The sequence below is a fragment of the Pedobacter jeongneungensis genome, from assembly GCF_000633455.1.
Taxonomy (GTDB): domain Bacteria; phylum Bacteroidota; class Bacteroidia; order Sphingobacteriales; family Sphingobacteriaceae; genus Pedobacter; species Pedobacter jeongneungensis_A.
Map to the genome: position 1 here is coordinate 1 of NZ_AYMG01000016.1, position 25,673 is coordinate 25,673.

A 25,673-nucleotide genomic window follows, 5' to 3' on the forward strand; every position below is an offset into this window, starting at 1 on the left:
GTAGCTACGTCATTTCGAGCGGAGCGCAGCGAAGTCGAGAAATCTTTTAAAAATGCTACTAAACCCTATTCAAAGATTTCTCCATTTCGCGGCCAATGAAAAATCGGCACGCTACAGTCGAAATGACGATCGCTCTATTAATTCTTCTTCGAGTGGAGTTTACACTAGTTTCGTCATTTCGAGCGGAGCGCAGCGAAGTCGAGAAATCTTTTAAAAATACTAATAAATCTGGTTCAAAGATTTCTCCATTTCGCTGCCGATGAAAAATCGGCACGCTACAGTCGAAATGACGATTTTTCTAGTAATAAATTCAACTAGAACGAAGTGCCCGTAGTTCCGTCATTTCGAGCGGAGCGCAGCGAAGTCGAGAAATCTGTTAAAAATGCTAATAAACCCTGTTCAAAGATTTCTCCATTTCGCGGCCAATAAAAAATCGGCACGCTACAGTCGAAATGACGATTTTTCTAGTAATAAATTCAACTAGAACGAAGTGCCCGTAGTTCCGTCATTTCGAGCGGAGCGCAGCGAAGTCGAGAAATCTTTTAAAAATGCTAATAAATCTAGTTCAAAGATTTCTCCATTTCGCTGCCGATGAAAAATCGGCACGCTACAGTCGAAATGACGATCGCTCTATTAATTCTTCTTCGAATGGAGTTTACAGTAGCTACGTCATTTCGAGCGGAGTGCAGCGAAGTCGAGAAATCTGTTAAAGATGCTACTAAACCTGTTCAAAGATTTCTCCATTCCGCTGCCGATGAAAAATCGGTACGCTACAGTCGAAATGACGATCGCTCTATTAATTCTTCTTCGAGTAGAGTTTACACTAGTTTCGTCATTTCGAGCGGAGCCGAGAAATCTTTTAAAAATGCTACTAAACCTGTTCAAAGATTTCTCCATTTCGCTGCCGATGAAAAATCGGCACGCTACAGTCGAAATGACGATCGCTCTATTATTCTGTCTTCAATAGGAATTTACATTATTCCCGTCATTTCGAGCGGAGCGCAGCGAAGTCGAGAAATCTTTAGAGTTGCTACTAAACCCTGTTCAAAGATTTCTCCATTTCGCGGCCAATGAAAAATAGGCACGCTACAGTCGAAATGACGATCGCTCTATTAATTCTTCTTCGAGTGGAGTTTACACTAGTTCCGTCATTTCGAGCGGAGCGCAGCGAAGTCGAGAAATCTTTTAAAAATGCTAATAAACTTGATTCAAAGATTTCTCCATTTCGCGGCCAATGAAAAATCGGCACCCTACAGTCGAAATGACGATCACTCTATTAATTCTTCTTCGGGTGGAGTTCACAGTAGCTACGTCATTTCGAGCGGAGCGCAGCGAAGTCGAGAAATCTTTTAAAAATGCTACTAAACCCGGTTCAAAGATTTCTCCATTTCGCAACCAATGAAAAATTGGTAAGCTACAGTCGAAATGACGATTTAGATATAAAGATTTGCTCGGAATGGCGAAAAATCAACCTTAAAACAAATCCGTATTTAACATGGTTTTTAAAATATTCGATTGAACATCGAAATTATTGAGGTGGTTTAAGAAATTAATATCCGATATTTTATGATAACTATCTTCCAGCAAATTAATTACCTCGTGCGGAATGGCGGTTTTTAACACCGCAGCATTGCTTTTCAACTTATCATTTTTGTATTGAAGTTCCTGCATAATCTTACCCTTTTCGGAAAGATTGGTAGAAGTATCCAGATCTTTCAAAATGGTTAAATCGCACAATAAAAAGAGGTTTCTGCTTGGAAAAAAGAGATAATAACTGTCTGTTTCCATAAATTTATATACTTCTATAACCTGTTCGCCCGATTTTAAACCGATGTAAAATTCTGTACGAAAATCGTATTTACACAGTTTCCCCATCAATTTTTTCTCGATAGTGGCATACACATGAGTATATACCTGTTTATCCTGAAAATTAATCAGTTGGGCAAATTGACCGGTGGTAAGATCGAAATAAAAATCGTTAGCGTATTTAGAACTGAAAACATTGATGTTTTTAGAGAAAGGAAAATCTGTGCTTAAGTCAGACAATACACTGAACAGTTTCCGCAATGACAGGTTTACTTTAAGCGATTGCTTTTGTTTATCCTGCTGAAAACTTTTCTGATCAACCAGCGTTCCCGCCATACGGTCTATCAGTTCTTCATTAAGATCGATCTCATCGTAAATGAGTGATACATTTTTCTCGTTACTCTTTTTAATCTTTTTGAGCAACTCGATTACACTATCGGTAAACTGAAGGTGAAAAAGATCCAGTTTTTCGATCTCCAGTTCTTCATTATTGGCAAAAAGCTGATGAATAACCTGGCTCCGTAAGTAAATTTTATAAATCACTTCATCATCAAAAAACACAGAGAGCAACTGTAAACGGTTGATCTCTGCGCTTGATTTTTTGATAATATTTAAACGGTATTCATCCATGTTTTAATTAATTCACCCTCGTAACGTTCTTTTTCAACTCTGCTTCCAAAGTTTTAAGTTCGCCATCTAACACACGTCTGCTTTGTGCACCTGCCTCATGAATCTGTTTCACCTCGTTAAGTGTTTCAATCAATGATGATGTGGTCAATTTTAGGGTTTCCAAAGATACCACAGTTTTTTCATTTTCTTTGGCCACATCGATACTGTTTTGCTTTAGCATTTCTGCATTTTTCTGCAAAATGGTATTCGTGGTATCCGAAATTTTCTTTTGCATCTCTACATTGGCTTTCTGCCTTTGTAAAGCAACCGCAATGGTCAATTGGTTTTTCCATACCGGAATGGTGGTAGACACAATCGACTGGGCTTTTTCTGCAATAGACGTATTGTTGTTCTGCACGACACGAATCTGCGCTAAAGATTGTAACATAATAAAACGCACAATCTTCATATCTGCAAGCCTTTTATCCAAACGACTGATGAAATCTCTTAAATCGGCAATTTCATAATCCTGGTAATCGGCAGGCCTGCCTTCCATTTCTGCAAGTTTAATATTCAGGTCGTTGTATTTCAGTTGGCCTGCAATAATCAGTTCTTCCATCTGGTGGATGTACCCGACATTGCTATCGAACATGGTTTGCAGCGAGCTGTTATCCTTGATCGAATTTAACCTTCCGGCTTTAATTTTGTTGGTGATTTTATCGATATTATTCACCACCACATCGTATTTCTGAAAAAGTTTCTTCACATCAACCACTAAACTCTTTAAAAATGGAATTTTAGAGATAAAACTCTTAAAGCCGCTCTGTTCAAGCTCAGAAACATCAATATAATTTAGTTCGGTAAGCAGTTCGTTAATTAAACCGCCAACTTCGCCACTGTTATAGGTACGTACAGACGATAAAAACTCGTTACTGTATTTCTCCATTGAATTTTGGGCGTCGCTTCCGTAATTCAGGATCGAATTTACATCTGATGGTTCAAGCGATTTTCCAATTTCATGGTATTTAGTGGTTTCCTCAGAAGTTATTTTTTCGAGGTCAACATTCCCGTCTTTATCCAGTTTAACCGGTGTAAGAACCTGGGGCAGATTTGGGTTGGTTTCCATAGTTGATGATATGATCGGCTTTGCAGCTTATAAATAATTTTGGGTTACAGTTTTAACAGTATCTTCCAGTTTTCTGTCTTTGGTTGGTTCGCCAATGGCATTAAATTTCCATTCGCCGTTTTTCTTGTAGAAAACACCCATTACCATTGATACGTGACCTGCAAAATTAGAACCGTTGGCAATATCGTATTTAGCGAAAACTTCGTTTACACGTTTGGTTGTACCTTCGTAAATGCGGATAGATGCAAAAGGAATGGTTCCAAAATCGTGACCTCTAAAGCTGTTCAACACAAAAGCCGCATAACTTACATTAGCATCCAGCTGGGCAAAATCAAGCGTAATCACTTCATTGTCCAGACCATCATCACCGCCCATATCGCCGGTTAAATCGTCACCACTATGTTTTACCGATCCGTTTTTAGATTTTAGGTTACCAAAATAAACAACTTCTAAAAGCTGCTTGTTTTCGTTATACAAGGCACAGCTTCCATCTAAATCTACAGCCTCTTTTGAAGATCCGAAACCGAAAAGACCTTTCTTTTCAATTGCGCCCCAGTTAATGCCTACGCAAACATTTTGCAGTTTGCTACCATTGCTTTTTTCAAGACTGATACGCTGTCCTTTTTGAAGATTGATTGCCATAATATTTTATTGATATTTGTTTAAATAATCCTGTAAACCACCTTTCATGCCTACGCCTACTGCTTCAAATTTCCATTTATCTTCGCGTTTGTAAATTCTGCCGAATTCTACAGCCGTTTCGATAGAGAAATCTTCTTCCAGTTCATACTTTAAAACCACCTCATTGGTTGTGGTATCAAAAATACGGATGAAAGAGTTTCTCACCTGGCCGAAATTCTGTCTTCTGTTCTCCGCATCATGAATGGTTACCACAATGCAGATTTCGCTTACTTTAGCATCAATTTTGGTCAGATCGATTTTAACCTGCTCATCATCGCCATCACCATCTCCGGTTAAGTTATCGCCTGTATGTTCTACAGCACCATCTGGAGAAACAAGGTTATTGTAGAAAACAAAATTTTCGTCAGAAACTAATTTTTTCTGATCGTTTAATATAAAAATTGAAGCATCTAAATCGAATGCAGAACCGGTAGAAGAGCTGTTGGTATCCCAACCTAAACCTATTGTAAATTTAGGAGCATTGATATTTTCTCTTTGCCCCTTTTGCAAATTAATAGCCATATTAAATTAATTTATAATTGTTGTTTTTGATATAATCTTTAATGAGATGTAAATTTTCGGAATACGCCTCTATGGTATGGTAATTATTGCCAAGCGAAAGGTCGTAAAGCTGGTTGATAAAATCGGTACTTCTACGTTCTAAAAATATGGTAAAACTACTCGAAGTACTATTTAAAATATACTTTACAATGCGAGTATTGAAACAAAAATTTTCACTATCGATAATTTCTTCCAGATCAAAAATAGATTTAATCTGATGATAGTTCAGCAGGTTTTCTACATTTGGATGGATATTTTTATTCACCAGTTCGGCAAAATAAAGCATGTGCATTTCGTTTTTCAGGCCGTATTCTTTTGCCATTTTTAAGATCATGCGCTCGTGGCTTCCGGTAATTTTGATATCATCCAGAAACAAAAGGGTTTTACCGGTCAGAAAATCCTTATCAATGTGAAAAGAATCATTTCCGATGAGCGAAAGCCTTTCTTCTGCACTTAATTCGCCATAATCTTCCTTATAGGTAATGGTTCGGTGTACTTTTGTTTCCTGCACAGCTAAACCACCATTTTCGACCAGCCAACGATTCAGCTGACTTACGAAATAATTTTTCATCGCAAAAGTTGCTGTGGGTATGAAGCTGTAAGGACTTGAAATGACCACAATCTGATCGGTAATCAGGTTATCAACGAGGTAATAGCGGATAAAGCCATCGGCGAGGGCCTTACCAAATGACCTGGCGACCAGGTCATCGCCAAATTTAAAACGGCTGTAATCGTCAGCACTAAAACCGAAGTCGGTTGTATTGTCGATTTTATGGAGTGAATAACTATACGGTATCATAGAGTAGGTTTGAGATAGATAGATTATTGGAATTGATCAGCATACTGTTAATGCCTATGGCTTCTGCCCCGCGGACATCGGCATGCGGGTTATCGCCAATATGTATGATCTCTTTTAACTGTAATTCAGGATGTTTTGTTCTGTCGATGGTATCCAGCATCAACTGAAAAAATCCAGTACTGGGTTTAGACATGCGCACTTCGTCTGAATAAAGCTGAAAATCGATATACTGACCGATACCTAAATGATTGATGACCTTTTTTAAAGTTTTACCTTTAATAAACCCGGTGTTGCTTAAGATATTGGTGGAACTTTTGCCCGATTCCTTAATCTTAGCCAGCACATTTAAACAATCATCGCAGTAGAGTTTCGGCATGTGGGCAAATACGATTTGCTCCATATCATGGTCCAGCACCTGCAGGTCTACATCACGAAAGTTAAAATCGTAATCATTGATCATACTGATGATCATTAAATACATTTCGTCTGCATCAACATTTTTTCCGGCTTTCTCATTAATGGCATTCACCATTAAATCAACCTGCCTGAAAGTGATGGCAATCTCGTCAAGGCTTTTATGCTTGCCGTTAAAATTCTTGTAAAAATACTGTACCCGTTCCTGTTTATACGTTGGATTAGATTTAATCAACGTTAACCAAAGATCGAATGAGTAATGTTTGTAAAAAGCCATTGCACCCTGTTTCCTAATCTATTTTATTAAATCCTAATATTACAAAATTTGGTTGTAATATCAGGAAGGTTTGATTGTAAGATTTATCACAGATAAGCCTTACAATTAAGATTTATCCAATACATCTTCAGCATCATCCGAAATGATAATGTCGCTTTTGTGTTTTTTTGGATAGTTGAATAATAAAGACGTTATTACTGGTATAATAAAAATGGCCACGGTAAAAATAGATACGAAAAGATCTGTTTTTTCACCTTCGATGGCATGGGAGATAGGCGATTCCGGGTAGAAATGTGTAAACAATGATGAGGTAAGTTTAATACCCAAAACACCAATTACGATGAAAGCTACCGTTTCTAAAAAGGTAAATTTCTCCATTAATTTCACAAAAGCCTGTGCCACGAAACGCATGGCCAAAATACCGATAAAAACACCGATATAGATTAACCAGATATGATCGGTAAACGCTACCGCAGCAAAAACGTTATCGATAGAGAAGGCAAGGTCCATTACTTCTACCAAAGCAACTGTTGCCCAAAAGGTACCGATTAAACCTACTGTTGATTTGTAGATCCAGCTTTTGCTTTTATCTACTTCCTCTTCTTCCTCGTTGTTTTTACTGTTCTTTTTTCTAAAATAATCGAATGCCAGGTACAGGAGGTATAAACCACCCAGCGGTTTTAACCACCAGATTTTTACCAGCCATGCAGCCAGGAACAAACAGATACCCCTAAAAACGTAAGCACCGATAATACCATATTTTAATGCTTTATCGCGTTGGTTCTTTGGCAAATCCATAACCATGGTAGCCAAAACCGCAGCATTATCAACTGAGAGCAAACTCTCGATTACAATCAGGTTTAAAATAATTAATAATCCGGCCTGTATATCATCACCTAAAATTGTGTGCAGAAAATCCATTGAGCGTGTGTATTTTTAAATTAAAGTTTTAGTTTTCATAACAAAGAAACAAAATTTTATCATTTCTGCTATTTATTTATATGATTGTTCTATTGTTAGAATGACAATTGTTAAAATTGTTACGTATTTAGCGTCAAATATTAGTTAACAGCATCTAATTGATAAATCGCTCCCTTATCTCCTGCCAGCACAACTATCTTACCTTTTTTTGCTTTTTGAACAGCATTAAAGCTCTTATCAGAAATGTGTTTCCAGTTTTGACCACCATCTGTTGAGATATCTGTACCCGATGTTCCTGTAGCAACTAATGTTTTGGCACTGAGGTAAGCCACGCCCGAACGAAAGCCCCAAACAGGTGTATTTGGCTTTCGCCAGGTTTTACCACCATCGTTGGTTAAAAGAATGTTATTGACATTTTCTTTATCTTTTACATAGTTTCCGCCAACAGTTACACCAATTTTTTCATTTAAAAAATCGATAGAAAAAGGCCCTGTGCTATTTTCGCCCTGTAAAATAGGGCATTTAAATACCTGCCAGGTTTGGCCATAATCAGGTGAAAAATAAATATTGGACACTGTTCCACCGGTGGCAATCCAGGTTTTTCCACCCGGCAGTGTTTTAATGGTTGTGCCGCTGGCGGCAAAACTGGCTTCGCCCTTGGCTAAACTGGTTTTTAAATTTGAAGTGATATCCTGCCAGGTTTTTCCTGCATCGCTTGTTTTAAGCAATTGCAATTGATCATTGATCGGATCGCCGAAAATGATCCCTCTGTTTTTATCCCAAAAACTAACCCCATCCAAAAATATGGCAGAATCTACATTTTTGTAATTTTCTGTCCAGGTTTCGCCCCCATCGGTGGTTTTTAAGATATACGCCGGCGATGCAATACCCACAATAACGGCCTGTTTATCGTCAAAAGCTTCGATATCCCTGAAATCGATTTTTTCATATCCTTTAGGTTTTACCCATGTCCAGGTTTTGCCGCCATCAATTGTTTTACCAATTGAGCCATTGCTGCCACTTACCCAGGCAACCTGATCAGATACCACGCTTAAACCACGCAAACTGGTTTTAGCACTCTCATTTAAGGGTTTAACAATATACGACTGCGCAGCGCAAAAAAAAGGTGCCATTAAAAGGCACCATATTAATTTCTTCATTGATTGTTATTTAACACGTCTAAAAGTTTCCGATCGGCCTAAAAGTGAAATACCCACATAACCACGGATGTTTAATACATCAGCACTTTTTAAGGTCATATTACAGCTATAGGTTTTACCACTTTTTGGATCATAAATTGTTCCATCGGTCCATTTGCCATCATCATATTTAAAATCCTTTAGTATTTCCAGATTTAACAAAGCACGTTTCTGTAGATTTTCGTCTGGATTTTTAACATCTAATTTAGGTTTTCCGTTGATATTCGGCTCCTTTATCCATGCTAATTTCCCGTAAAACTTATCTCCTTTTTTATAAATTTCTATCTGTCCTTCTCCGGATGGATTTAGCCATTTGCCTACAATAGCATCTTTATTCTGTGCAAAGGCAGAAAATGATACTGCTACAAAGAGCAGCATTAAAAATGGTAACTTTCTCATATTTTTTATTTCTAGTTAGTTTTTAAAGATAATGAATTACACCTTATACCGAAACACTAAATAAAGAGAAAAAGTATGAGAAAGTTTTAAAATCTGAAAATTTACTTTGAAACGATGGGTAGATACTTGGCCCTGTAAGCATAAAACAGGAACAGGTTGAATAACAACATTACTGCAACCATTGGAAGATCTTTGGGACCTAAAAATGCATGATACAGAAAGACATTTAAAGTTACCGGAAAAATAATGATCGCAGCAAGCGGTGCTGTTCGGTTAATCAGCAATAATGCACCTCCGATCAATTCTGTTATTTTAATCAACGGGAAGAGATAAACCGATGCCATTATGCCTGTCATAAAGGTGGTTTGCGCAGCCGTCATCTCCGGCGCCTTCGGCATCAAGTTAAGAAAATAGCTTACGGAAGCAAATAGATACATGGCGGCCAAAAGCACGCGTACAACAATTACTGCAATTTTCATAGCGGTTAAGTTTTAGTTTGTATTTTAAAAATAATAAAATTTATTGGTTCAATTGGTTAACTGGTGAATTGTTTAAATTGGTTAGCTGATTATAACGCGGAACGTTAAACCGCCTGTTTGGTCAATAGTTTGATAGTCCATGGCTGATAGCCACATAACTTAGAATAATTACTAAAACCTTAATATCCTTAACTTCTTAATGGTCAAATTATTTATAGTTGATAGATCATTCTAAGATTAATCATTTAGCCTTGATAATTGGTAATTATTCTACTGGTGATCTCAGACTTAGTACTCACGACTACGGACTTTAGACTCTAATTATAATCATAATTCACCATCCACTGGATCCCGAATTTATCGGTAGCCATACCAAAAAGTGCGTTCCAGAATGTTTTTTCTAAAGCCATGGTAATGGTACCACCTGCAGACAGGCTATCAAACAGGCGTTTAGCTTCTTCTTCGCTTGTTGCATCAACCGAAAGTGAAATGCCCGTACCAAAGGTTGCCGCTGGCATTGGATTGGTAATATCGGTTCCCATTAAAATATTGCCGCCGATGGGTAAAGCGATGTGCATCAATTTTTCCTGATCGCTTGCAGGCATACCATCGCAGCCGGGAGAATCTTTATAACGTTGCACGACCAAAAATTCGCCACCAAAAACTGACTTGTAAAAGTTGAATGCTTCTTCTGTGTTCCCGTTAAAATTTAAATACGTGTTAAGTGTTGCCATTGTTTTGTTTAGTTTATTAGTTAATTCGTCATTAGTTCACTAGTAATTGAAAATTGTTCATTGGGCATTGGTCATGGTTTGATGATTAATAGCCTTGCGATTAGTCGGCTTCCGACTGCGGACTTCGGACTTCATCTATATTCTCGTCAGTTTTATATCCATCCATGGCACCCAGTTTTTTCCATCAAACTGTTCCCACAGGCCTTCTATGCTATTGGTTTTAAAATTCCCTTTAAATCTTTCAGTATCAGCAAATATTAAAATGATATCATCGTAAATTTTAAGTGTCGAGATAGAAATGTTTCCTTCGTTATCGAAAGATTGCGACCTGAAAACATCCTCCATATCATCATAATGGGTAATTTCTAAAGATTGTATTTTCTTCTTGTTAAAGGTTACCTCTACTTTATGTGTTAAAAAGAAACTGCCATCAATCCATTCGTAAGTATCGGTTCCGGTAATTACTTCGCCAGATTTGGTTAAACCTTCTGTTTTCCATTTACCGATATAGGGATTTAATAAATCAAGCCTGCTGTTTCTCATAAATTTAGTTAAAATCAATTGGAATTTAAGCCACTGTAAATGTTTTTTAATTGGTGGATATGTCGCTGCGTATGATATATCACAAAATAAACAGCTTCCAAACGTGTAAGAAAACCATACCCGGGCAATTCATAGGAGCTACAGGTTTTAGTTAAATCCAGGTTTCCCGCCGCTTCCGAAATGCCTACCCTAATCTGCTTTAAATTTCCTAACAATTCAGACGGATTGTAGGTCCTATCTTCAGGGTAAATTTCTTTCGGAGAATCGTACTTCACATTAAAATTCAAAAAATCTTTTTTAATGGTCTCAACCATTAAATCGGCTGGCTTATCTGTCTCCGTTACAGGTCCATTAATAACCTGCAAAAAGCCCGAATTCGACAAAACCAGGTGCTCAGCCAATTGCCCTGCAGTCCAGCTGCCCTCAAAAGGCACTTTATTCACTAGTGGGGTATCAAATTTTGAGAAAGCGTTTTCCAATGCCAATAAGGTTTCATCAGCTTCTTTAATTAATTTTTCCATAGCTTACATATAATTCATTCCTGGATAGTTCAATAATCTCCGCCACAAGGCAATTTGTCCGATGCAGTTTGCATCGCGATAAGTGCTGAAACTGATCATTTCGAAGAGGGTAATTTCCATTCCGGGTATGTTGAGTTTCTCTTCCAGCTTTTCATCCGTGGCCTGGGTTAGGGCTTCCTGTAACTTTGGAGAAATGTCTTTCCAATCTTTTATAAAATCGGCAAGCGGCGGATAAACCGCATCATCGATAATGCCCTTGTTATTAGCAAAAAGTTCATCAGTGATGGATGGAAGATCGATGCCGAACGATTTAGCAAGAAAATATCGCCCCTGCACTATGCTACCCGTAATCCAGGCGATGTGATTGGCTTTGGTATCCAATCTTTTCTGCGCATCCTTTTCATCTATCCCATCTAAAGCCCTCAATAAAAAATCTGTCTGCATTTCGTATAATACAATTATGCCGTACATTCTGCTACTGGTTGGTTTGCTTTTCATATTATTTTATCAGGTGGTTAGTATAAGAATAAAGTTAAGACTTAATATTGATGCCTACCCTTGCCGTAAAAGTCAATATTGAGGGGCATTTCAGACAATTTTTATATATTTACTACACTTAAATTTTAACCAAATGATAAAAATAGGCGTTTTAATGCCCCAAAACTTCAGATTATTGAGCGTAGCGGCTATTTTAGATGTTTTTGATACCGTAAATGGATTTTATCGGAAAGATGAGCTGGAAACGCCTTTTAATATCAGTTTAATTACTGCTGATGATAAAAATTACAACTTTAGCGAACACCCCTGTATACCTTTACAAAAAGCCACCGATCTTGATCTTATTCTGATCCCATCGTTTGCAACCAATGATATTAAGGAATGCATTTCGGCCAATAAAAGTTATATCCCATGGTTGAACAAACAGCATCAAGCAGGGGCAGAAATCGCAACTTTTTGTACCGGTGCATTTTTACTGGCCGCATCGGGATTGTTGGATGGCAAAGCGGCTACCACACACGTTGATGCCTGTTCAGCATTTTCTACCGCTTTTCCAAAGGTGCACTTAAAGGCCGATAAAACGGTAACGCAGGATGGTAAACTATTTACCAGCGGAGGTGCTACATCAACCTTTCATTTATTGCTGCACCTTTTACAGATCCATTGCGGGAAAGATATGGCGGTTAAAGTTGCTAAAATTTTCGCCATCGATATGGACCGTGTAAACCAGTTGTACTTTAGCACTTTTCAGCCCATCCGTCACCATAATGATGACCTGGTGGCTTCGGCACAGGAAAAAATAGAAAGCAATTATCAGGATGTGGCTACGATTGAAGAAATGATCAAAGATATTCCATCAAGCAGGAGAAATATTGTGCGCCGCTTTAAACAGGTAATCGGTATCACCCCTATCGAATACCTGCAGCAAACCCGTATAGAAGCCGCCAAAAAGCTTTTAGAGCAAACGGCACAACAAATGACAGAGGTGATTTTTAATTCCGGTTATAACGACCCGAAAGCATTCAGGAAAGTGTTCAGAAAATCTGTTGGGATGACGCCGACACAGTATCGGGATAAATTTCAGGCGAGGTAGATCATGAGATACCGTCATTTCGACCGCAGTGGAGAAATCTAAGCGTTTTTTTTGAAGCGCAAAACATGTGGTTCTTGGTAAAAGTTCGGTCCCGCTTTTTGGGGGCAGTCCACATGCTTCGCTCCAGGCTTTACGTTCATCCGATAGCTATCGGATCGGGGCTATGAATAATTGGTATCTGCTCCAACCACTAAAAAACATTACTGCTTCGAAAAAGCCTGCTGATATTTAAGCGGTGTTTTTCCGGTTATTTCCCTGAAATATTTATGAAAACTGGTAAAGTTATAAAAACCACAATCGTAACAAATCTCCTTTACTGTTAAATCATTTTCGATCAATAATTTACAAGCCTGCCCCACCCTTATTTCGTTCAGAAACTGGGTGTAGGTTTTTCTGCTTTTAGTTTTAAAGAACTTACAGAAAGAATTGGGACTAATTTTAGCAACTGCAGCAATTTCTTTTAGTTCTATTTTATTTTTGTAATTACTGATGGTATAATTATAAATCGACTGGATCCTGTCTTTCTCGTTTTCCAGAAAATTAGGCTTGAATCCTAATGAAACCAATGTTTTTTTCTCTTCGCAATTGGCAATTTCAGTTAAAACTTCCAATAGCTTGATAATCCGCATGGTACCCGTGGCTTCAATAATGAGTGGCATTAAACCCGCAATCCTTTCTTTAGCGATCCCTAATAGCTGGATCCCCTGTTTAGATTGTGCCAACATTTTTTTAAGTTCCTGGTTTTCGGGAAGATCAATAAAGGCTGCTCCCAAAAAATCTTCTTTAAAATGGATGGCATAAACATCAACGGATTCTTCCTCTTTTTTCTCAAAAAATTCGGGATCAAAACGCCAGTAATGCGGCAGATTGCTTCCCAGCAGCACCACATCCCCCTCACTAAAATTTTTAATGCTATCGCCGATAAACTGCGTTCCCCTGCCTTTTTTAACGTAAATTAGCTCTAAAGCAGAATGGTAATGCCACAGGTTGTTAATATCTGGCATAATATCCCTCCGGGCGCTAAAAGAATCTACGGTATTGGTAGATACATTAAGTAAATGCGGTTTCATAATTCTTAAAAAATCAATCTAATATGCAGTAATATTTCGCAATGTATAAAATTGAGCCAATATCATTTAATAATTAGATCATAAAGTTAAATTTTTATTAGCACTTAAGGGCTTAATTTGTAAAGCAACAACTAACCAAAAACATAATTATGAAGGTGGGATTATTTATTCTTTGTTATATCCATCAGCTCTATCCAAAAGTTGCCAATAACCAGCTTAACCAATTATAACCAAACCAATATGAGCCACACCACAACAACGAATTTTCAGGTATCCGATACGTCAAAAAATAGCAAGGGATACCTGTTTCCATTAATTTTGGTCACCAGCCTCTTTTTCTTCTGGGGTTTTGTCCATAACCTCGATCCGGTATTGATTCCGCATTTACGCAAAGCCTTTCAACTGAATGTTTTCGAATCTACCCTGGTCGATTCATCGGTTTTTATCGCCTATTTTTTATTGGCGCTACCTGCAGGCTACATTATGCGTAAATATGGTTATAAAAGCGGGATCATTTTAGGCTTAATTTTGTTTGCTGTGGGTTGTCTATTGTTTATTCCAGCCGCCAACACCGCACAATACATTTTTTTCCTGGGCGCACTTTTTATCATCGCCTGTGGTTTAACCTTTTTAGAAACGGCTGCAAATCCTTATGTTACCGTACTTGGGCCGCCAGAAACGGCTACGCAAAGATTAAATTTTTCTCAATCGTTTAATGGTTTAGCCGCTTTTTTAGCTCCGGTTATTGGGGGTAAACTCATTTTTACCGAAGCAAAATATACCGATGCCCAATTGGCAAAACTACTGCCTTTAGAAAAACAGGCTTACGTGCTTGAAGAAGCCTCAACAGTAAAGGCGCCGTACTTAATTTTGGGTCTCATAATTATTGTGGTGGCCATTTTATTTATTTTCACCAAACTGCCCGATATCAAAGAAGAAGAAAGTGCCAATGAAAAAAGTAGTTTTGGCCATGTATTGGGCCATAGTCATTTGCGTTGGGCCATTATCGGACAGTTTTTTTATGTTGGTGCTCAGGTTTGCGTACTCAGTTTATTTATCAGTTTCGTTACCACATCGGCAGGAATCACACAGGATCAAGCAAAATGGTATGCGGGTGCAGCAGGTTTGGCTTTTATGTTAGGTAGGTTTGCCGGAACGTTCTTCATGAGGTTTGTAGCTCCGCATAGATTGTTAATGTTATACGCCTTAATCAGCGCCGTCCTCACATTAGTTTCCATCTTTTCCAGTGGGATGATCACCGTTTACGCACTGATTGGCGTAGCATTTTTTATGTCGATCATGTTCCCAACCATATTCTCTTTAGGAATAGCCGGGTTAGGTAAAGATACCAAACTGGGTTCGTCGCTCATTGTAATGTCGATAGTGGGCGGTGCTTTTTTACCACCGATATTGGGTCTGATATCAGATGCCACACACAATATACAATATGGTTATTTAGTGCCTTTCGTTTGCTTTTTAGTGGTATTTTACTTTGGCTGGAAAGGCTGGAAACCCAACCATATTGAAAAAGAAATAAGTTTAGAAGCATAAAATTGATAATGAAAAAATTAGTCATCAGGATTAATAACGCTGATAATGTTTTGGTAGCATTACAGGATTTACCCAAAGGAACAGAAATAGTGCACGAAGGGATTACCTATCTAACTGTTGATGAAATTCCGGCCAAGCACAAGTTTTTTATGCAGGATATGAAGGGCGGTGATGAAGTAATCATGTATGGTGTTCTGGTTGGTAAAGTCCAGTTTGAGGTAAAAGCCGGTATGCGCATGAGTATAGAGAACACCAAACATGCTGCCGAACCCTTTGCTTACCGCAATGTTGATTATAAATGGGAAGCCCCGGATGTAAGCCAATTTGCCGATCGTAAATTTTATGGTTATCACCGTAAAAACGGTGCAGTGGGTACTGCAAATTACTGGTTATTTATTCCAACGGTTTTCTGCGAAAACAGAAACCTCGACATCATTAAAGAATCCTTGTATAGCGAATTGGGTTATGCGGTTGATGCACAATATAAATCATATACACACAAACTTGTTCAGGCTTACGAAAATGGTGAAAGCATCGATAACATCAGTTTCGAACCCAAAGCAGATAAAGCCAACCGTACCTTTAAAAATGTGGATGGGATTAAATTCCTAACACATAATGGCGGTTGTGGCGGCACCCGTCAGGATTCGGATACGCTGAGCAAATTGTTGGCTGCTTATGCCAATCACCCCAATGTGGCAGGCGTTACCGTTTTAAGTTTAGGCTGTCAGCATTTACAGGTAGAAGATTTTAAACGTGATCTTTTTGCGCTCGATCCTGATTTTGATAAACCACTTTTAATTTTCGAGCAGCAAAAAACACAGAGTGAAGAGCAATTGATCCAAAATGCAATCAAAAGTACCTTTGAAGGCCTGATGTTTATCAATAAACAACAACGTACAGAAGCCCCTTTAAGCAAATTATGCGTAGGCGTAAAATGTGGAGGCAGTGATGGTTTTAGTGGCATTTCTGCCAATCCGGCTGTGGGTTACTGTGCAGATTTATTGGTTGCATTGGGCGCAAAGGTGTTATCGGCAGAGTTTCCCGAACTTTGTGGCGTGGAACAGGAAATGATCGACAGATCTGTAGACCGGCCCACTGCCGAAAAATTTATTCGCTTAATGACCGAATATGATGATTTGGCACATAAAGTAGGTTCCGGTTTTTACATGAACCCTTCACCAGGCAACATTAAAGACGGTTTAATAACCGACGCGATAAAATCGGCCGGAGCAGCACGAAAGGCAGGTTCTTCTCCCGTGGTTGATGTTTTAGATTATACCGAACCTGCCACTAAACCGGGTTTAAGCCTGGTATGCACCCCAGGAAATGATGTAGAGGCTACTACAGGTAAAGCAGCTGCTGGTGCAACGCTTATCCTGTTCACCACGGGTTTGGGTACCCCAACGGGAAACCCGGTATGCCCAACCATTAAAGTAGCTACCAATTCCGTTCTGGCAAAACGCATGAGCGACATTATCGATATCGATACCGGAGCGGTGATTAACGGCGAAAAAACCATTAACGAAATGGGCGAAGACATCTTAGAATATTGCATTAAAGTAGCCAGTGGAGAAGAAATTCCAAAAGCCGTACAGCTTAACCAGGATGATTTTATCCCCTGGAAAAGAGGAGTAAGCCTTTAAATTATGGAAAATGGATGAGGTAAAATGGAAGATGTGAGATTAAGATCTCAAAACAAATTCGTCATTCCCGCGCAGGCGGGAATCTTAAAGTACCTAGCGCTTGGCAATAAGATTCCCAATCTAGTTGGGAATGATGCAACTCTCCAACTTATACTTCGTGTTCTCTGTGAAAAACTCTGTGTCCTCTGTGGTAAAAAAACAAAATAAAAACCTAACCGAATATGAATTTAAATTTAGACGGAAAAATAATACTGGTGAGTGGCGGTGCAAAAGGCATTGGCGCAGCAATTGTTAAGGCTTTAGCCATTGAAAATGCACTTCCTATTATCATTGGCCGAAATGAGGAAGATAACCTGAAAATGCTTCAGGAAGTAAAAGAACTAGGTTTAAAAGCCGACTATTTTACAGCAGAACTTACCGCACCAGAAAGTTGCAAAACCATTGTTGATGACATTCTTACAAAATACAACAGAATAGATGGTTTGGTGAACAATGCGGGAGTAAACGATGGCGTAGGACTAGAAAGCGGCACCTACGAAGCTTTTATGGAATCGCTACATAAAAATGTGGTTCATTATTATCTTTTGGCAAAATACGCGCTCCCTGCACTAAAAGAAAGTAAAGGATCTATTTTAAATATTGGCAGTAAAACTGCTGAAACTGGTCAGGGCGGAACATCTGGTTACGCGGCATCAAACGGAGCCAGAAATGCCTTAACACGTGAATGGGCTGTAGAATTGTTACCATTTAGCATACGTGTAAATGCAATCATCGTAGCCGAAGCCTGGACGCCATTGTATGAGAAATGGATCAACACTTTTGAAGACCGTGATGAAAAACTGAAAAGCATTACCGATAAAATCCCATTCGAAAGCCGGATGACTACTGTGGAAGAGATTGCCAACACTGCTGTGTTTTTATTATCGGATAAATCGAGCCACACTACCGGTCAGTTGATCCATGTAGATGGTGGTTATGTACATTTGGATAGGGCTTTGTTGTAAAGTACTACGCTCAATTCAATAAGGCGTGTCATTCCCGCGGAGGCGGGAATCTTAAAGCTCTTCTCCTCGGTCTGTGTCTCCACAGACCGAAACCTAAAAAACAATCTGAAATTGGTTTCTTAAGCCATTTCTGTCATTCTGAACGCAGTGAAGAATCTTTTATTCTTCGAAATGGAATATTCGCTTTAATCATAAGCTCACTTGGCTTCAGTGTTTCATAGGGTGGAGATTCTTCGCTACGCTCAGAATGACAACCTTACTTTCTCTTCCTTTCCTCTAAATAAGCGTGCCATAACAGCATCGTGGCGATGGTGCGATAAGGTTTAAACTGATCTGCCACTAATAACACTTCTTCTTTACTTACAGCGGGTGCCAAACCTTTTATTTTCTTTAAGGAGTTTACCGCAGCCAGATCACCTATCGGGAATATATCGGTATGATGCAGCATAAAAATCAGGTAAATATCTACCGTCCAATCGCCGATACCTTTAATACTTTTAAGCTGGTTTCTAATGGATAAATCATCCATCGTTTCCATTTTGCTTAAAGATAAAGCCCCACTGACCAGGCTTTCGGCCAGATGCCGAACATAAACTGTTTTCTGCCGGCTGAAATAACAATCCCTTAATTCCTGATCGGTAAGCAATAACAAGCGTGCAGGCTTAACCTCCCCTATTTTTTCTTTTAATTTATTCAACGTGGCTAATGCCGAAGCCAAAGAAACCTGCTGCTCCAAAATAATATGCACTAAAGATTCGAAGGTATTCGGCCTCGACCAAAACGGCGGATAACCATACCGATTTAAAATCGCCTGTAAATCTGCATCCCTGCTACCCAGTAAATCGCAAAGCTGATAAAAATTGGTCTGATCAAATGTTTCGAACATGGAGATGTTTTTATTCAAATATAATAAGGATTAAGGTAGTGTAACCTCTGTCAAAACTTCTTTGCTGTCATTCTGAACGCAGTGAAGAATCTTTTATTCTTCGAAATGAATAATCATAAGCTCATTTGGGTTCTGTATTGCATAGGTTAGAGATTCTTCGCTACGCTCAGAATGACAATAACGTCATTTCAGCTACAACATAACTCATTTTGGATCATCCAGCCCTTTAAGCATTCCACACCTTTGTGAGGTAATATTTAACTCCATAAAAATGAAAACAATCTTCATCACAGGCGCTTCAACAGGTTTGGGCAAAGCCACCGCAAAATTATTTCAATCAAAAGGCTGGAAAGTAATCGCCACCATGCGCAATCCAGAAAAAGAAACCGAATTACAACTTCTGGAAAATGTAAGTCTCTTACCACTCGATGTAACCAATACAGAGCAGATAGAAGCAACCATTGCACAGGCCATCACAACGGGTAATATCGATCTGGTATTCAACAATGCCGGTTATGGCTTGGTTGGCGCTTTAGAATCTTACACTGAAGCACAGATTATCCAACAGATCGATACCAATCTGATTGGCGTGCTCCGTGTAATTAAAGCTTTTATCCCTTATTTTAAATCGCGTAAAAACGGTTTATTTATTACCACTACATCGGTTTGCGGTTTCTCTTCCAATCCCCTCTCTCCAGTGTACAATGCTACCAAATGAGCTTTAGAAGGATTTAGCGAAAGTATTTCTTATGACCTTGCCCAGTTCAACATCGGGATTAAAACGGTAGCACCCGGCGGTATCAAAAGCGATTTTATTAACGGCATGCAGGCTAAAATAGATCAGGATTATGAAACATTAAACAAAAGACTGGGTGAACTCTTTGCCGATGGCACACTCATCACTTTTACCGAGGCGGAAAAAATTGCAGCAGTAGTTTATGAAGCTGCAACTGATAGCAAAGACCAGTTGCGTTATCTTGCCGGAGAAGATGCTAAAAAAATCGCGCAGCAACGCCTTAATCAGGGAAGCGAAAACTTCAGGATCAACCTGCGCCAAACCTTAAACCTTAATGCACCAGAATTAAAATAAGCAACCATGAAAAAATCAGAAGCCATAGAAATTACTACCTTTAAGTTAAAAGATTATACCTGCGAACAGTTTATTGCTGCCAATGGTGAAATTGATGAATTTTTGAAACGGCAGCAAGGGTTTATCTCCAGAAGGATTTTTCAAAAATCTGACCGTACCATTGTCGACATGCTGATCTGGGATACTGTGAAAAATGGAACGGAATCCATGCACCGCCTGATGAACGAACTGAGTGAATCTGTTGTACACGATATGATCGACCAGAATACCGTAGAATGGACCATCAACCAGGTTGAACACCAAATTAATAATAGATTTGTAATATGAAAAAGGAAGAGCGCCTGCCCCAAAAATTCGATTCCATATCCGAATTGCACCGTGCATTGGGTTTACCAAAACCGCTGCATCCATTGGTGAGTTTGGTTAATTACGCCGATATTACTACACCTGAGGCCGAATTGCCAACCATGCTGTTGTTCAACTTTTATAAAATCTCCTACAAGATAAACCTACAGGGTAAGATAAAATACGGACAGCATTATTACGACTTTGAAGAAGGTGGCATCTCTTTTTTGTCGCCCAACCAGATCATTGCCGCAGCAGAAGACGAAAAAGATTATTCCGGCTATACTTTGTTGATCCATCCAGATTTTTTAAGGAATTATCCACTGGCTAAAAGCATTAACAATTATGGCTTCTTTTCTTACTCGGCAAATGAAGCTTTATATCTCTCTGAAAAAGAAAAAATCACCATTTCTGAAGTTTTCGAGCATATTTTACAGGAACTGAATAGCAGGATCGACGATTTTAGTCAGGATGTAATTATCTCGCATATTGAAGTGCTGCTCAATTACAGCAACCGATTTTATAAACGGCAATTTATCACCCGGAAAGCAGCAAACCACGATATTTTAACCCAACTGGAAGATGTTCTCAACCAATATTTCAATGATGAAAAAACACTGACCAAGGGATTGCCTACGGTTTCGTACCTGGCGGAAGAATTAAATCTTTCGCCACGCTATCTCAGCGATATGTTGCGTAGCCTTACCGGACAGAATACCCAACAGCACATTCATGAGAAAATGATTGAAAAAGCAAAAGAATTTTTAGCATCCGACAAATTAACGGTTGCCGAAGTGGCTTATCATTTAGGTTTCGAACATCCTCAATCCTTCAATAAAATTTTCAAAAAGAAAACCAATCAAACCCCGGTGGCTTTTAAACAGTCATTTTATAAAAATTAGATGAAAAATTTAGATTTAGCAGAAATAAAGGAAAGATCTTTAGTGCTTCGCGAACGTTACCGTGAGCTGGAATTGCAACACCATGGCAGCGAGTGGACGGTTGAAGAAGATGCCCTTGCTTTCCTTACCGATGCCGGTTTGGTGGGGCGTTTGACCATGTCGCAGCAAGGACGCTGGCCCAAAGGCGAACAAACTGTTCCTGAACTCGAACATAAACTAGGCGAATGCATTTGGTGGCTAACCGTATTGGCCGACCGTATGAACCTGGATATAAACGAGGCCACAGCAAAATTCCTCACCAAAACCGAAAACCTCCTTAAATAACAGAAAGCCATCCATTTTAATCCCGTTTTAAGATGAGATGGTTACTTTTGTTGCATGCTAAAGATTGGAATAGCTGAAGACGACCCTAAAATTGCTGAATTGTTAAAGTCGGCACTCGAAGAAAACAATTATCAGGTGCTTACCGTTGCCAATGGGATTGATGCGTTAGACCTATTTTTGGGCGAAAACTTTAATCTGCTGATTATCGACGTGATGATGCCCGGCCTCAATGGCATCCAACTTTGCAAACACATCAGGGAAAATGATGTGCACACGCCAATCCTCATGCTTACCGCCATGGGCACCATTGATGATAAAGTTACCGGTTTAGAAGCTGGGGCCGATGATTATCTGGTAAAACCTTTTCACCTGAAAGAACTTCTGGCCAGGGTTGCCGCACTTTTACGCCGGCAACCTGGTGTTGAAACTAAAACAGATCACAAATTATATTTCGAAGACCTTACACTCGATACGTACAGCAAAGAAGTAAGTCGAGGCGGTAAAACAATTGAATTAAGTGCCAAAGAATTTGTGCTGCTCGAACTGTTTATGCGCAACCCCAACCGTTTACTTTCAAGGCAGTTTATAGCCGAACAGGCCTGGGATATCAGCTTCGAAACCGGAACCAATGTAATTGATGTGTATATCAATTTCCTGCGGAAAAAGATCGAAAAAGATTTTGATCGCAAACTCATCCATACCAAAATCAACATGGGTTATATCCTGAAATAATGAAAATAAAAGACCGTATAGCACTATACTTTACCCTGATCAGCACTTCGATGCTTTTCGCCGTGCTCTGTACCGTGTATTTTACTTTTATGAAGTTTCTGGAAGCTGATTTCTTTGAGCGCCTCACCGACCGTACCATGGTTACGGCAAAACTTTACCTCGAAGCCGACGAAATCAGTAGAGACGCCTTAAATACCGTCCGCCATAAATACCTCCAAAAGTTGAATGGTGAAGTTACCCGCATTTACGACAATAAAAACAGGGCAACCTTTATTGGCGATTCTGCGCAATATTGGACCAACTCCACTATTGATGAAGTACGTAAAAAAGGTCGTTTAAAATACACGGATGGCCAGCGACAGGTGGTGGGTATTTATTACAAAGATAACCAGGGCGATTTTGTAATTCTGGCTTCGGCCGACGACCAAGGCTCACACAATAGATTAGCCAAATTATTGAAGATCATGATTTTTGTGTTCATCCTCATTTCACTTATCGTATTGTTGTTAAGCCGATGGGTTGCACAAAAAATGCTGAAACCCCTGCAAAAATTCATGCTCGAAGTAAAACAGGCCAGCTCGCAAAACATGGAATTCAGGGTGGAAGAAAATCACAATAAAGACGAAATCAACCTCATCGCCCAAAGTTTTAACCATTTAATGGAAGAACTGGAACAGGCTTTTATTTTGCAGAAAACCTTTGTGGCAAATGCTTCCCACGAATTAAGAACACCTGTTACCCGCATTATGATGACCGCTGAACTTGCTTTATCAAAAGAAAGGGATCAGGCAGCTTATCAAAAAGTAATCGGTTCCATGCTTGAGGATGCCGAAAAAATAGAACACATCATTACAGGTTTAGTTGCCCTGGCCAAAATGGATCTCGAACTGATCAATTCCCAGCTTGTACCAATCAGGCTGGACGACCTGCTTTCAAAGATTCAAACCGAATGGAAATCGCAGAAAAATTTTGATCTTAACATTACTTATCAGGTTCCATTTGATTCAAATCCTCAAATTTTAGCCAATACGGTTTTATTACAGATTGCTTTGGACAATATCATTTCCAATGCTTTTAAATTTTCCAACAATCAGGAAGTAAATATTTTTGTCGAAGCCACTGAAAATAATTTCCTCATCCATATCACCGACCTGGGGATAGGTATCCTTACAGAAGATCAAGCCGATATTTTTAAACCTTTTTACACCCGTGCAAAAACCCACGACCATAGCGGTGAAGGAATGGGACTTTACATGACCCAGAAAATCATCGATCTGCTTAAAGGCGAAATAACCGTAAACAACCACGAAAAAGGTGGTTGCACTTTTACCGTGAGGTTGCAAAGCTCTAGTTGCTAGCGATAAGTTCCTCGCTCTTTAACAATCCGATCGTCACCCTGAATTCATTTCAGGGTCTTTGATGCACAATGAACTTCCGCTAATACTCGTACAATGTTTGTTATCTCGACTGAAGGGCAGCGAAACGGAGAGATCTACCTCGAGACAGATTTAGCTTCGCTGAGCATTTCGTGGTTCTCGACTGCGCTACACCAGATAGCTATCGGGTCCGCTCCAAATGACGGTATGAGTAAAGGAGCATTTAACAGCTTAGCTGTTCTAAGGTAACTAAGGTGGTAAATTAAACAGCGTAGTTTTTATTTTTTATCACCACCTCGGGCACCTAAACTCACCTGAGTTTGACGTCTTCATAATTTTGCTAACGCTCTTTTTTAACGAGCATTAAATAATTTATCGTTTACACCGATAAAATCGTTTAACTATTTATGCACTCGTTTGGAAACGAGCGCAAGCATAATCATTAATCGTTGCTTCATTTATTTATGCATTTCCTCCCAGCTGGGCCAAAGCACAGTATCAACGTTCCACTTAAATCCGGCCTAACAAATTTTTCGGCTTGCACCGACCAAGCCATCTCACCAGCTTCGAAAGAAAAATTTTCAGCCGGTGTTTTTTGTTTTTTCATCAGTATTTATATTTTCAATGGTATTCAAGCTAGCTTCGCTGGTCTTTTTGACACCAAAAAGAAAGAGCCCATCGGCGGCGGAGAGCTGAGGCAAGGATTAGCCATGGAACAAAAAATAACAGTGATGTAGACAAGTCGATCCCCAACTTTAATCCCCTTTTAATTCCCATTTAATCCGCCTTTAATTCGGCAAGGATAGTTTTGCTGGATGACAAGAATATGTACGTTGCTCATTTTCTTTTCGGCCCTAACAGCCAGAGCAACTTTCGCACAAACCGATACCCTGAGCTTAAACCTGAGTCAGGCCGAAAGCCTTTTTCTAAAAAACAATTTCGACCTCCTGGCCAGTAATTATGAGGTTGATAAAGCAAAAGCCGAAATCATTACCGCCAAACTGTTCGAGAACCCTACGCTCGAATACGAAAACCTCTTTTACAACCATGAAACGAAGAAATTTTTCCAAACTTCTTATGCTTACGGACAATATGCCGGATCTATTTCGCAGCTGTTTAAACTTGCCGGCAAACGTAACAAAAACATCAAACTGGCCCAAACAGGCGTAAAACTGGCCGAATATGAATATTTCGATCTGCTAAGAACGCTGAAATTTGAACTGGTTAATACTTTTTATAAAACCTACTTTGCTGCACAATCGGTAAAGGTTTATCAGGAACAGATCAGCTCCACCGATCAGTTATTGAAAGCTTACGATGTCCAGTTAAAAATGGGCAATGTTGCTGCAAAAGATGTGATCAGGATCAAATCATTGTTGATTAATCTCAAGGCCGAACAGGCTGGCTTATTAAACGAACTGGAAGACAATTACAAAGATTTAAAACTGCTCTGTGGCATTAACGCAGCTACTTTGATCGATTTGGTTTTAGATCAGGCAGATCATCATTTATCAGCCGATAAAATTCCCTACAGCACGCTGCTCGACTCGGCCAGAGCCAACCGTGCTGATCTTAAACTAGCCAAAACCGACTTACTTTATAACGAACGTAATTTAAAACTGCAAAAAGCAATGGCCATCCCTGACATAGAAATCGGCCTTAGTTACGATCTAAAAGGCAATTATCCCGAAAAATATACCGGTTTGGGATTAAAGATTCCTATTCCACTTTTCTCCAGAAACCAGGGTGAAATTAAAAAGGCACAAGTTGGTATAGCTGCAGCCGATATGAATATTAAAAAACAGGAAGCATTACTCGAAAACGAAGTATTTAATACTTATAAAACTGCTTTGCGCAATGAAAAATTGTATGCAGAAATCGATCCTGCATTTACAACCGACTTTAATACACTCATTTCGGGACTCATTAAAAACTTCAAGGCAAGGAACATCAGTCTGATCGAATTTTTAGACCTCTACGATGCTTACAAAGAAAATACACTGCAGTTGAACAAACTCCAATTCGAAAGAATGAGCACCCGCGCTGAACTCAATTATGTAACCGGCTCTAACATTTTTAAATAATCC

30 protein-coding genes are annotated in these 25,673 nt (G+C 39.2%); 14 read left to right on the forward strand and 16 right to left on the reverse strand.

Translation table 11 applies throughout. The features are described 5' to 3' along the window. Nucleotides 1-648 precede the first annotated feature (648 nt). Complete coding sequence (locus tag U859_RS0115125) at nucleotides 649-1,074, forward strand: hypothetical protein (protein WP_162799940.1); 426 nt, start codon at nucleotides 649-651, stop codon at nucleotides 1,072-1,074. Between the two features lie 399 nt (nucleotides 1,075-1,473). Here the strand turns inward: U859_RS0115125 and U859_RS0115135 are convergent, their stop codons facing one another. The 14 genes from U859_RS0115135 to U859_RS0115200 form a co-directional block, all read right to left on the reverse strand. Then, nucleotides 1,474-2,436, reverse strand: a complete 963-nt coding sequence (locus U859_RS0115135; protein WP_025144197.1) for a hypothetical protein — start codon at nucleotides 2,434-2,436, stop codon at nucleotides 1,474-1,476. A gap of 7 nt (nucleotides 2,437-2,443) precedes the next feature. Beyond that, entirely contained in the window at nucleotides 2,444-3,541 is a 1,098-nt protein-coding gene (locus U859_RS0115140; RefSeq protein WP_025144198.1) for a toxic anion resistance protein, read from the reverse strand. A 27-nt stretch (nucleotides 3,542-3,568) separates the two neighbouring features. After that, nucleotides 3,569-4,183, reverse strand: coding sequence for a TerD family protein (locus U859_RS0115145; protein WP_025144199.1), 615 nt, complete (start codon nucleotides 4,181-4,183; stop codon nucleotides 3,569-3,571). A 6-nt stretch (nucleotides 4,184-4,189) separates the two neighbouring features. After that, nucleotides 4,190-4,744, reverse strand: coding sequence for a TerD family protein (locus U859_RS0115150; RefSeq protein WP_025144200.1), 555 nt, complete (start codon nucleotides 4,742-4,744; stop codon nucleotides 4,190-4,192). Nucleotide 4,745: 1 nt separating this feature from the next. Then, complete coding sequence (locus U859_RS0115155; protein WP_025144201.1) at nucleotides 4,746-5,582, reverse strand: phosphoribosyltransferase family protein; 837 nt, start codon at nucleotides 5,580-5,582, stop codon at nucleotides 4,746-4,748. Beyond that, a complete protein-coding gene (locus U859_RS0115160; protein ID WP_025144202.1) occupies nucleotides 5,569-6,273 on the reverse strand; it encodes an HAD family hydrolase in 705 nt (234 codons plus the stop codon). The genes U859_RS0115155 and U859_RS0115160 overlap by 14 nt, the downstream gene beginning before the upstream one ends. A 105-nt stretch (nucleotides 6,274-6,378) precedes the next feature. Then, nucleotides 6,379-7,194, reverse strand: a complete 816-nt coding sequence (locus tag U859_RS0115165) for a TerC family protein (RefSeq protein WP_025144203.1) — start codon at nucleotides 7,192-7,194, stop codon at nucleotides 6,379-6,381. A gap of 140 nt (nucleotides 7,195-7,334) precedes the next feature. Continuing rightward, the gene (locus U859_RS0115170) at nucleotides 7,335-8,354 is read right to left on the reverse strand and encodes a WD40/YVTN/BNR-like repeat-containing protein (RefSeq protein ID WP_025144204.1); all 1,020 of its coding nucleotides are present in this window, start codon (nucleotides 8,352-8,354) and stop codon (nucleotides 7,335-7,337) included. 6 nt (nucleotides 8,355-8,360) lie between these two features. After that, the gene (locus tag U859_RS0115175) at nucleotides 8,361-8,792 is read right to left on the reverse strand and encodes a DUF2147 domain-containing protein (protein WP_025144205.1); all 432 of its coding nucleotides are present in this window, start codon (nucleotides 8,790-8,792) and stop codon (nucleotides 8,361-8,363) included. Nucleotides 8,793-8,893: 101 nt separating this feature from the next. Further along, nucleotides 8,894-9,271: a DoxX family membrane protein gene (locus U859_RS0115180; protein WP_025144206.1), complete on the reverse strand. Its 378-nt coding sequence runs from the start codon at nucleotides 9,269-9,271 to the stop codon at nucleotides 8,894-8,896. A gap of 317 nt (nucleotides 9,272-9,588) precedes the next feature. Beyond that, a complete protein-coding gene (locus U859_RS0115185) occupies nucleotides 9,589-10,005 on the reverse strand; it encodes a VOC family protein (protein ID WP_025144207.1) in 417 nt (138 codons plus the stop codon). Between the two features lie 135 nt (nucleotides 10,006-10,140). Beyond that, nucleotides 10,141-10,548, reverse strand: coding sequence for a hypothetical protein (locus U859_RS0115190; protein ID WP_025144208.1), 408 nt, complete (start codon nucleotides 10,546-10,548; stop codon nucleotides 10,141-10,143). A 14-nt stretch (nucleotides 10,549-10,562) separates the two neighbouring features. Beyond that, entirely contained in the window at nucleotides 10,563-11,069 is a 507-nt protein-coding gene (locus tag U859_RS0115195) for a DinB family protein (RefSeq protein ID WP_025144209.1), read from the reverse strand. Nucleotides 11,070-11,072: 3 nt separating this feature from the next. Beyond that, a complete protein-coding gene (locus U859_RS0115200) occupies nucleotides 11,073-11,567 on the reverse strand; it encodes a DinB family protein (RefSeq protein ID WP_025144210.1) in 495 nt (164 codons plus the stop codon). A 133-nt stretch (nucleotides 11,568-11,700) separates the two neighbouring features. Here U859_RS0115200 and U859_RS0115205 point away from each other — a divergent pair, with 133 nt between their 5' ends. Beyond that, nucleotides 11,701-12,660: a GlxA family transcriptional regulator gene (locus U859_RS0115205; RefSeq protein WP_025144211.1), complete on the forward strand. Its 960-nt coding sequence runs from the start codon at nucleotides 11,701-11,703 to the stop codon at nucleotides 12,658-12,660. A 200-nt stretch (nucleotides 12,661-12,860) separates the two neighbouring features. On the opposite strand, the gene U859_RS0115210 is transcribed toward U859_RS0115205, so the two are convergent. Further along, nucleotides 12,861-13,730, reverse strand: coding sequence for an AraC family transcriptional regulator (locus U859_RS0115210; protein WP_025144212.1), 870 nt, complete (start codon nucleotides 13,728-13,730; stop codon nucleotides 12,861-12,863). A 240-nt stretch (nucleotides 13,731-13,970) separates the two neighbouring features. Here U859_RS0115210 and fucP point away from each other — a divergent pair, with 240 nt between their 5' ends. The 3 genes from fucP to U859_RS0115230 all read left to right on the forward strand — a co-directional run bounded on the left by fucP (nucleotide 13,971) and on the right by U859_RS0115230 (nucleotide 17,931). After that, nucleotides 13,971-15,281 carry an L-fucose:H+ symporter permease gene (gene fucP, locus U859_RS0115215; RefSeq protein ID WP_025144213.1) on the forward strand — a complete coding sequence of 437 codons (1,311 nt, stop codon included), beginning with the start codon at nucleotides 13,971-13,973 and terminating at the stop codon, nucleotides 15,279-15,281. Between the two features lie 8 nt (nucleotides 15,282-15,289). Continuing rightward, nucleotides 15,290-16,927, forward strand: coding sequence for a UxaA family hydrolase (locus U859_RS0115220; protein WP_025144214.1), 1,638 nt, complete (start codon nucleotides 15,290-15,292; stop codon nucleotides 16,925-16,927). A gap of 221 nt (nucleotides 16,928-17,148) precedes the next feature. Then, complete coding sequence (locus U859_RS0115230) at nucleotides 17,149-17,931, forward strand: SDR family oxidoreductase (protein ID WP_025144216.1); 783 nt, start codon at nucleotides 17,149-17,151, stop codon at nucleotides 17,929-17,931. A gap of 256 nt (nucleotides 17,932-18,187) precedes the next feature. Here the strand turns inward: U859_RS0115230 and U859_RS0115235 are convergent, their stop codons facing one another. After that, on the reverse strand, nucleotides 18,188-18,817 hold the full coding sequence (locus tag U859_RS0115235) for a DNA-3-methyladenine glycosylase family protein (protein WP_025144217.1): 630 nt from the start codon (nucleotides 18,815-18,817) through the stop codon (nucleotides 18,188-18,190). 271 nt (nucleotides 18,818-19,088) lie between these two features. Between U859_RS0115235 and U859_RS32370 the strand changes: the two genes are divergently transcribed. The 9 genes from U859_RS32370 to U859_RS0115285 all read left to right on the forward strand — a co-directional run bounded on the left by U859_RS32370 (nucleotide 19,089) and on the right by U859_RS0115285 (nucleotide 25,670). Beyond that, on the forward strand, nucleotides 19,089-19,535 hold the full coding sequence (locus U859_RS32370) for an SDR family oxidoreductase (protein ID WP_240183056.1): 447 nt from the start codon (nucleotides 19,089-19,091) through the stop codon (nucleotides 19,533-19,535). A gap of 105 nt (nucleotides 19,536-19,640) precedes the next feature. Further along, nucleotides 19,641-19,907 (forward strand): hypothetical protein, encoded by a 267-nt coding sequence (locus U859_RS32375; RefSeq protein WP_240183057.1) that lies wholly within the window; start codon nucleotides 19,641-19,643, stop codon nucleotides 19,905-19,907. A 6-nt stretch (nucleotides 19,908-19,913) separates the two neighbouring features. Continuing rightward, a complete protein-coding gene (locus U859_RS0115250) occupies nucleotides 19,914-20,234 on the forward strand; it encodes a hypothetical protein (protein ID WP_025144218.1) in 321 nt (106 codons plus the stop codon). Further along, nucleotides 20,231-21,154 (forward strand): helix-turn-helix domain-containing protein, encoded by a 924-nt coding sequence (locus tag U859_RS0115255; RefSeq protein ID WP_025144219.1) that lies wholly within the window; start codon nucleotides 20,231-20,233, stop codon nucleotides 21,152-21,154. Before U859_RS0115250 ends, U859_RS0115255 begins: the two co-directional genes overlap by 4 nt. After that, nucleotides 21,155-21,478, forward strand: coding sequence for a hypothetical protein (locus tag U859_RS0115260; RefSeq protein ID WP_025144220.1), 324 nt, complete (start codon nucleotides 21,155-21,157; stop codon nucleotides 21,476-21,478). It begins immediately after the preceding gene. Between the two features lie 54 nt (nucleotides 21,479-21,532). Beyond that, complete coding sequence (locus U859_RS0115265; RefSeq protein ID WP_025144221.1) at nucleotides 21,533-22,210, forward strand: response regulator transcription factor; 678 nt, start codon at nucleotides 21,533-21,535, stop codon at nucleotides 22,208-22,210. Next, nucleotides 22,210-23,568, forward strand: a complete 1,359-nt coding sequence (locus U859_RS0115270) for a sensor histidine kinase (protein WP_025144222.1) — start codon at nucleotides 22,210-22,212, stop codon at nucleotides 23,566-23,568. Before U859_RS0115265 ends, U859_RS0115270 begins: the two co-directional genes overlap by 1 nt. A 482-nt stretch (nucleotides 23,569-24,050) precedes the next feature. Further along, the gene (locus tag U859_RS0115280; RefSeq protein WP_025144223.1) at nucleotides 24,051-24,323 is read left to right on the forward strand and encodes a hypothetical protein; all 273 of its coding nucleotides are present in this window, start codon (nucleotides 24,051-24,053) and stop codon (nucleotides 24,321-24,323) included. Between the two features lie 78 nt (nucleotides 24,324-24,401). Next, complete coding sequence (locus U859_RS0115285) at nucleotides 24,402-25,670, forward strand: TolC family protein (protein ID WP_025144224.1); 1,269 nt, start codon at nucleotides 24,402-24,404, stop codon at nucleotides 25,668-25,670. Nucleotides 25,671-25,673: the final 3 nt, after the last annotated feature.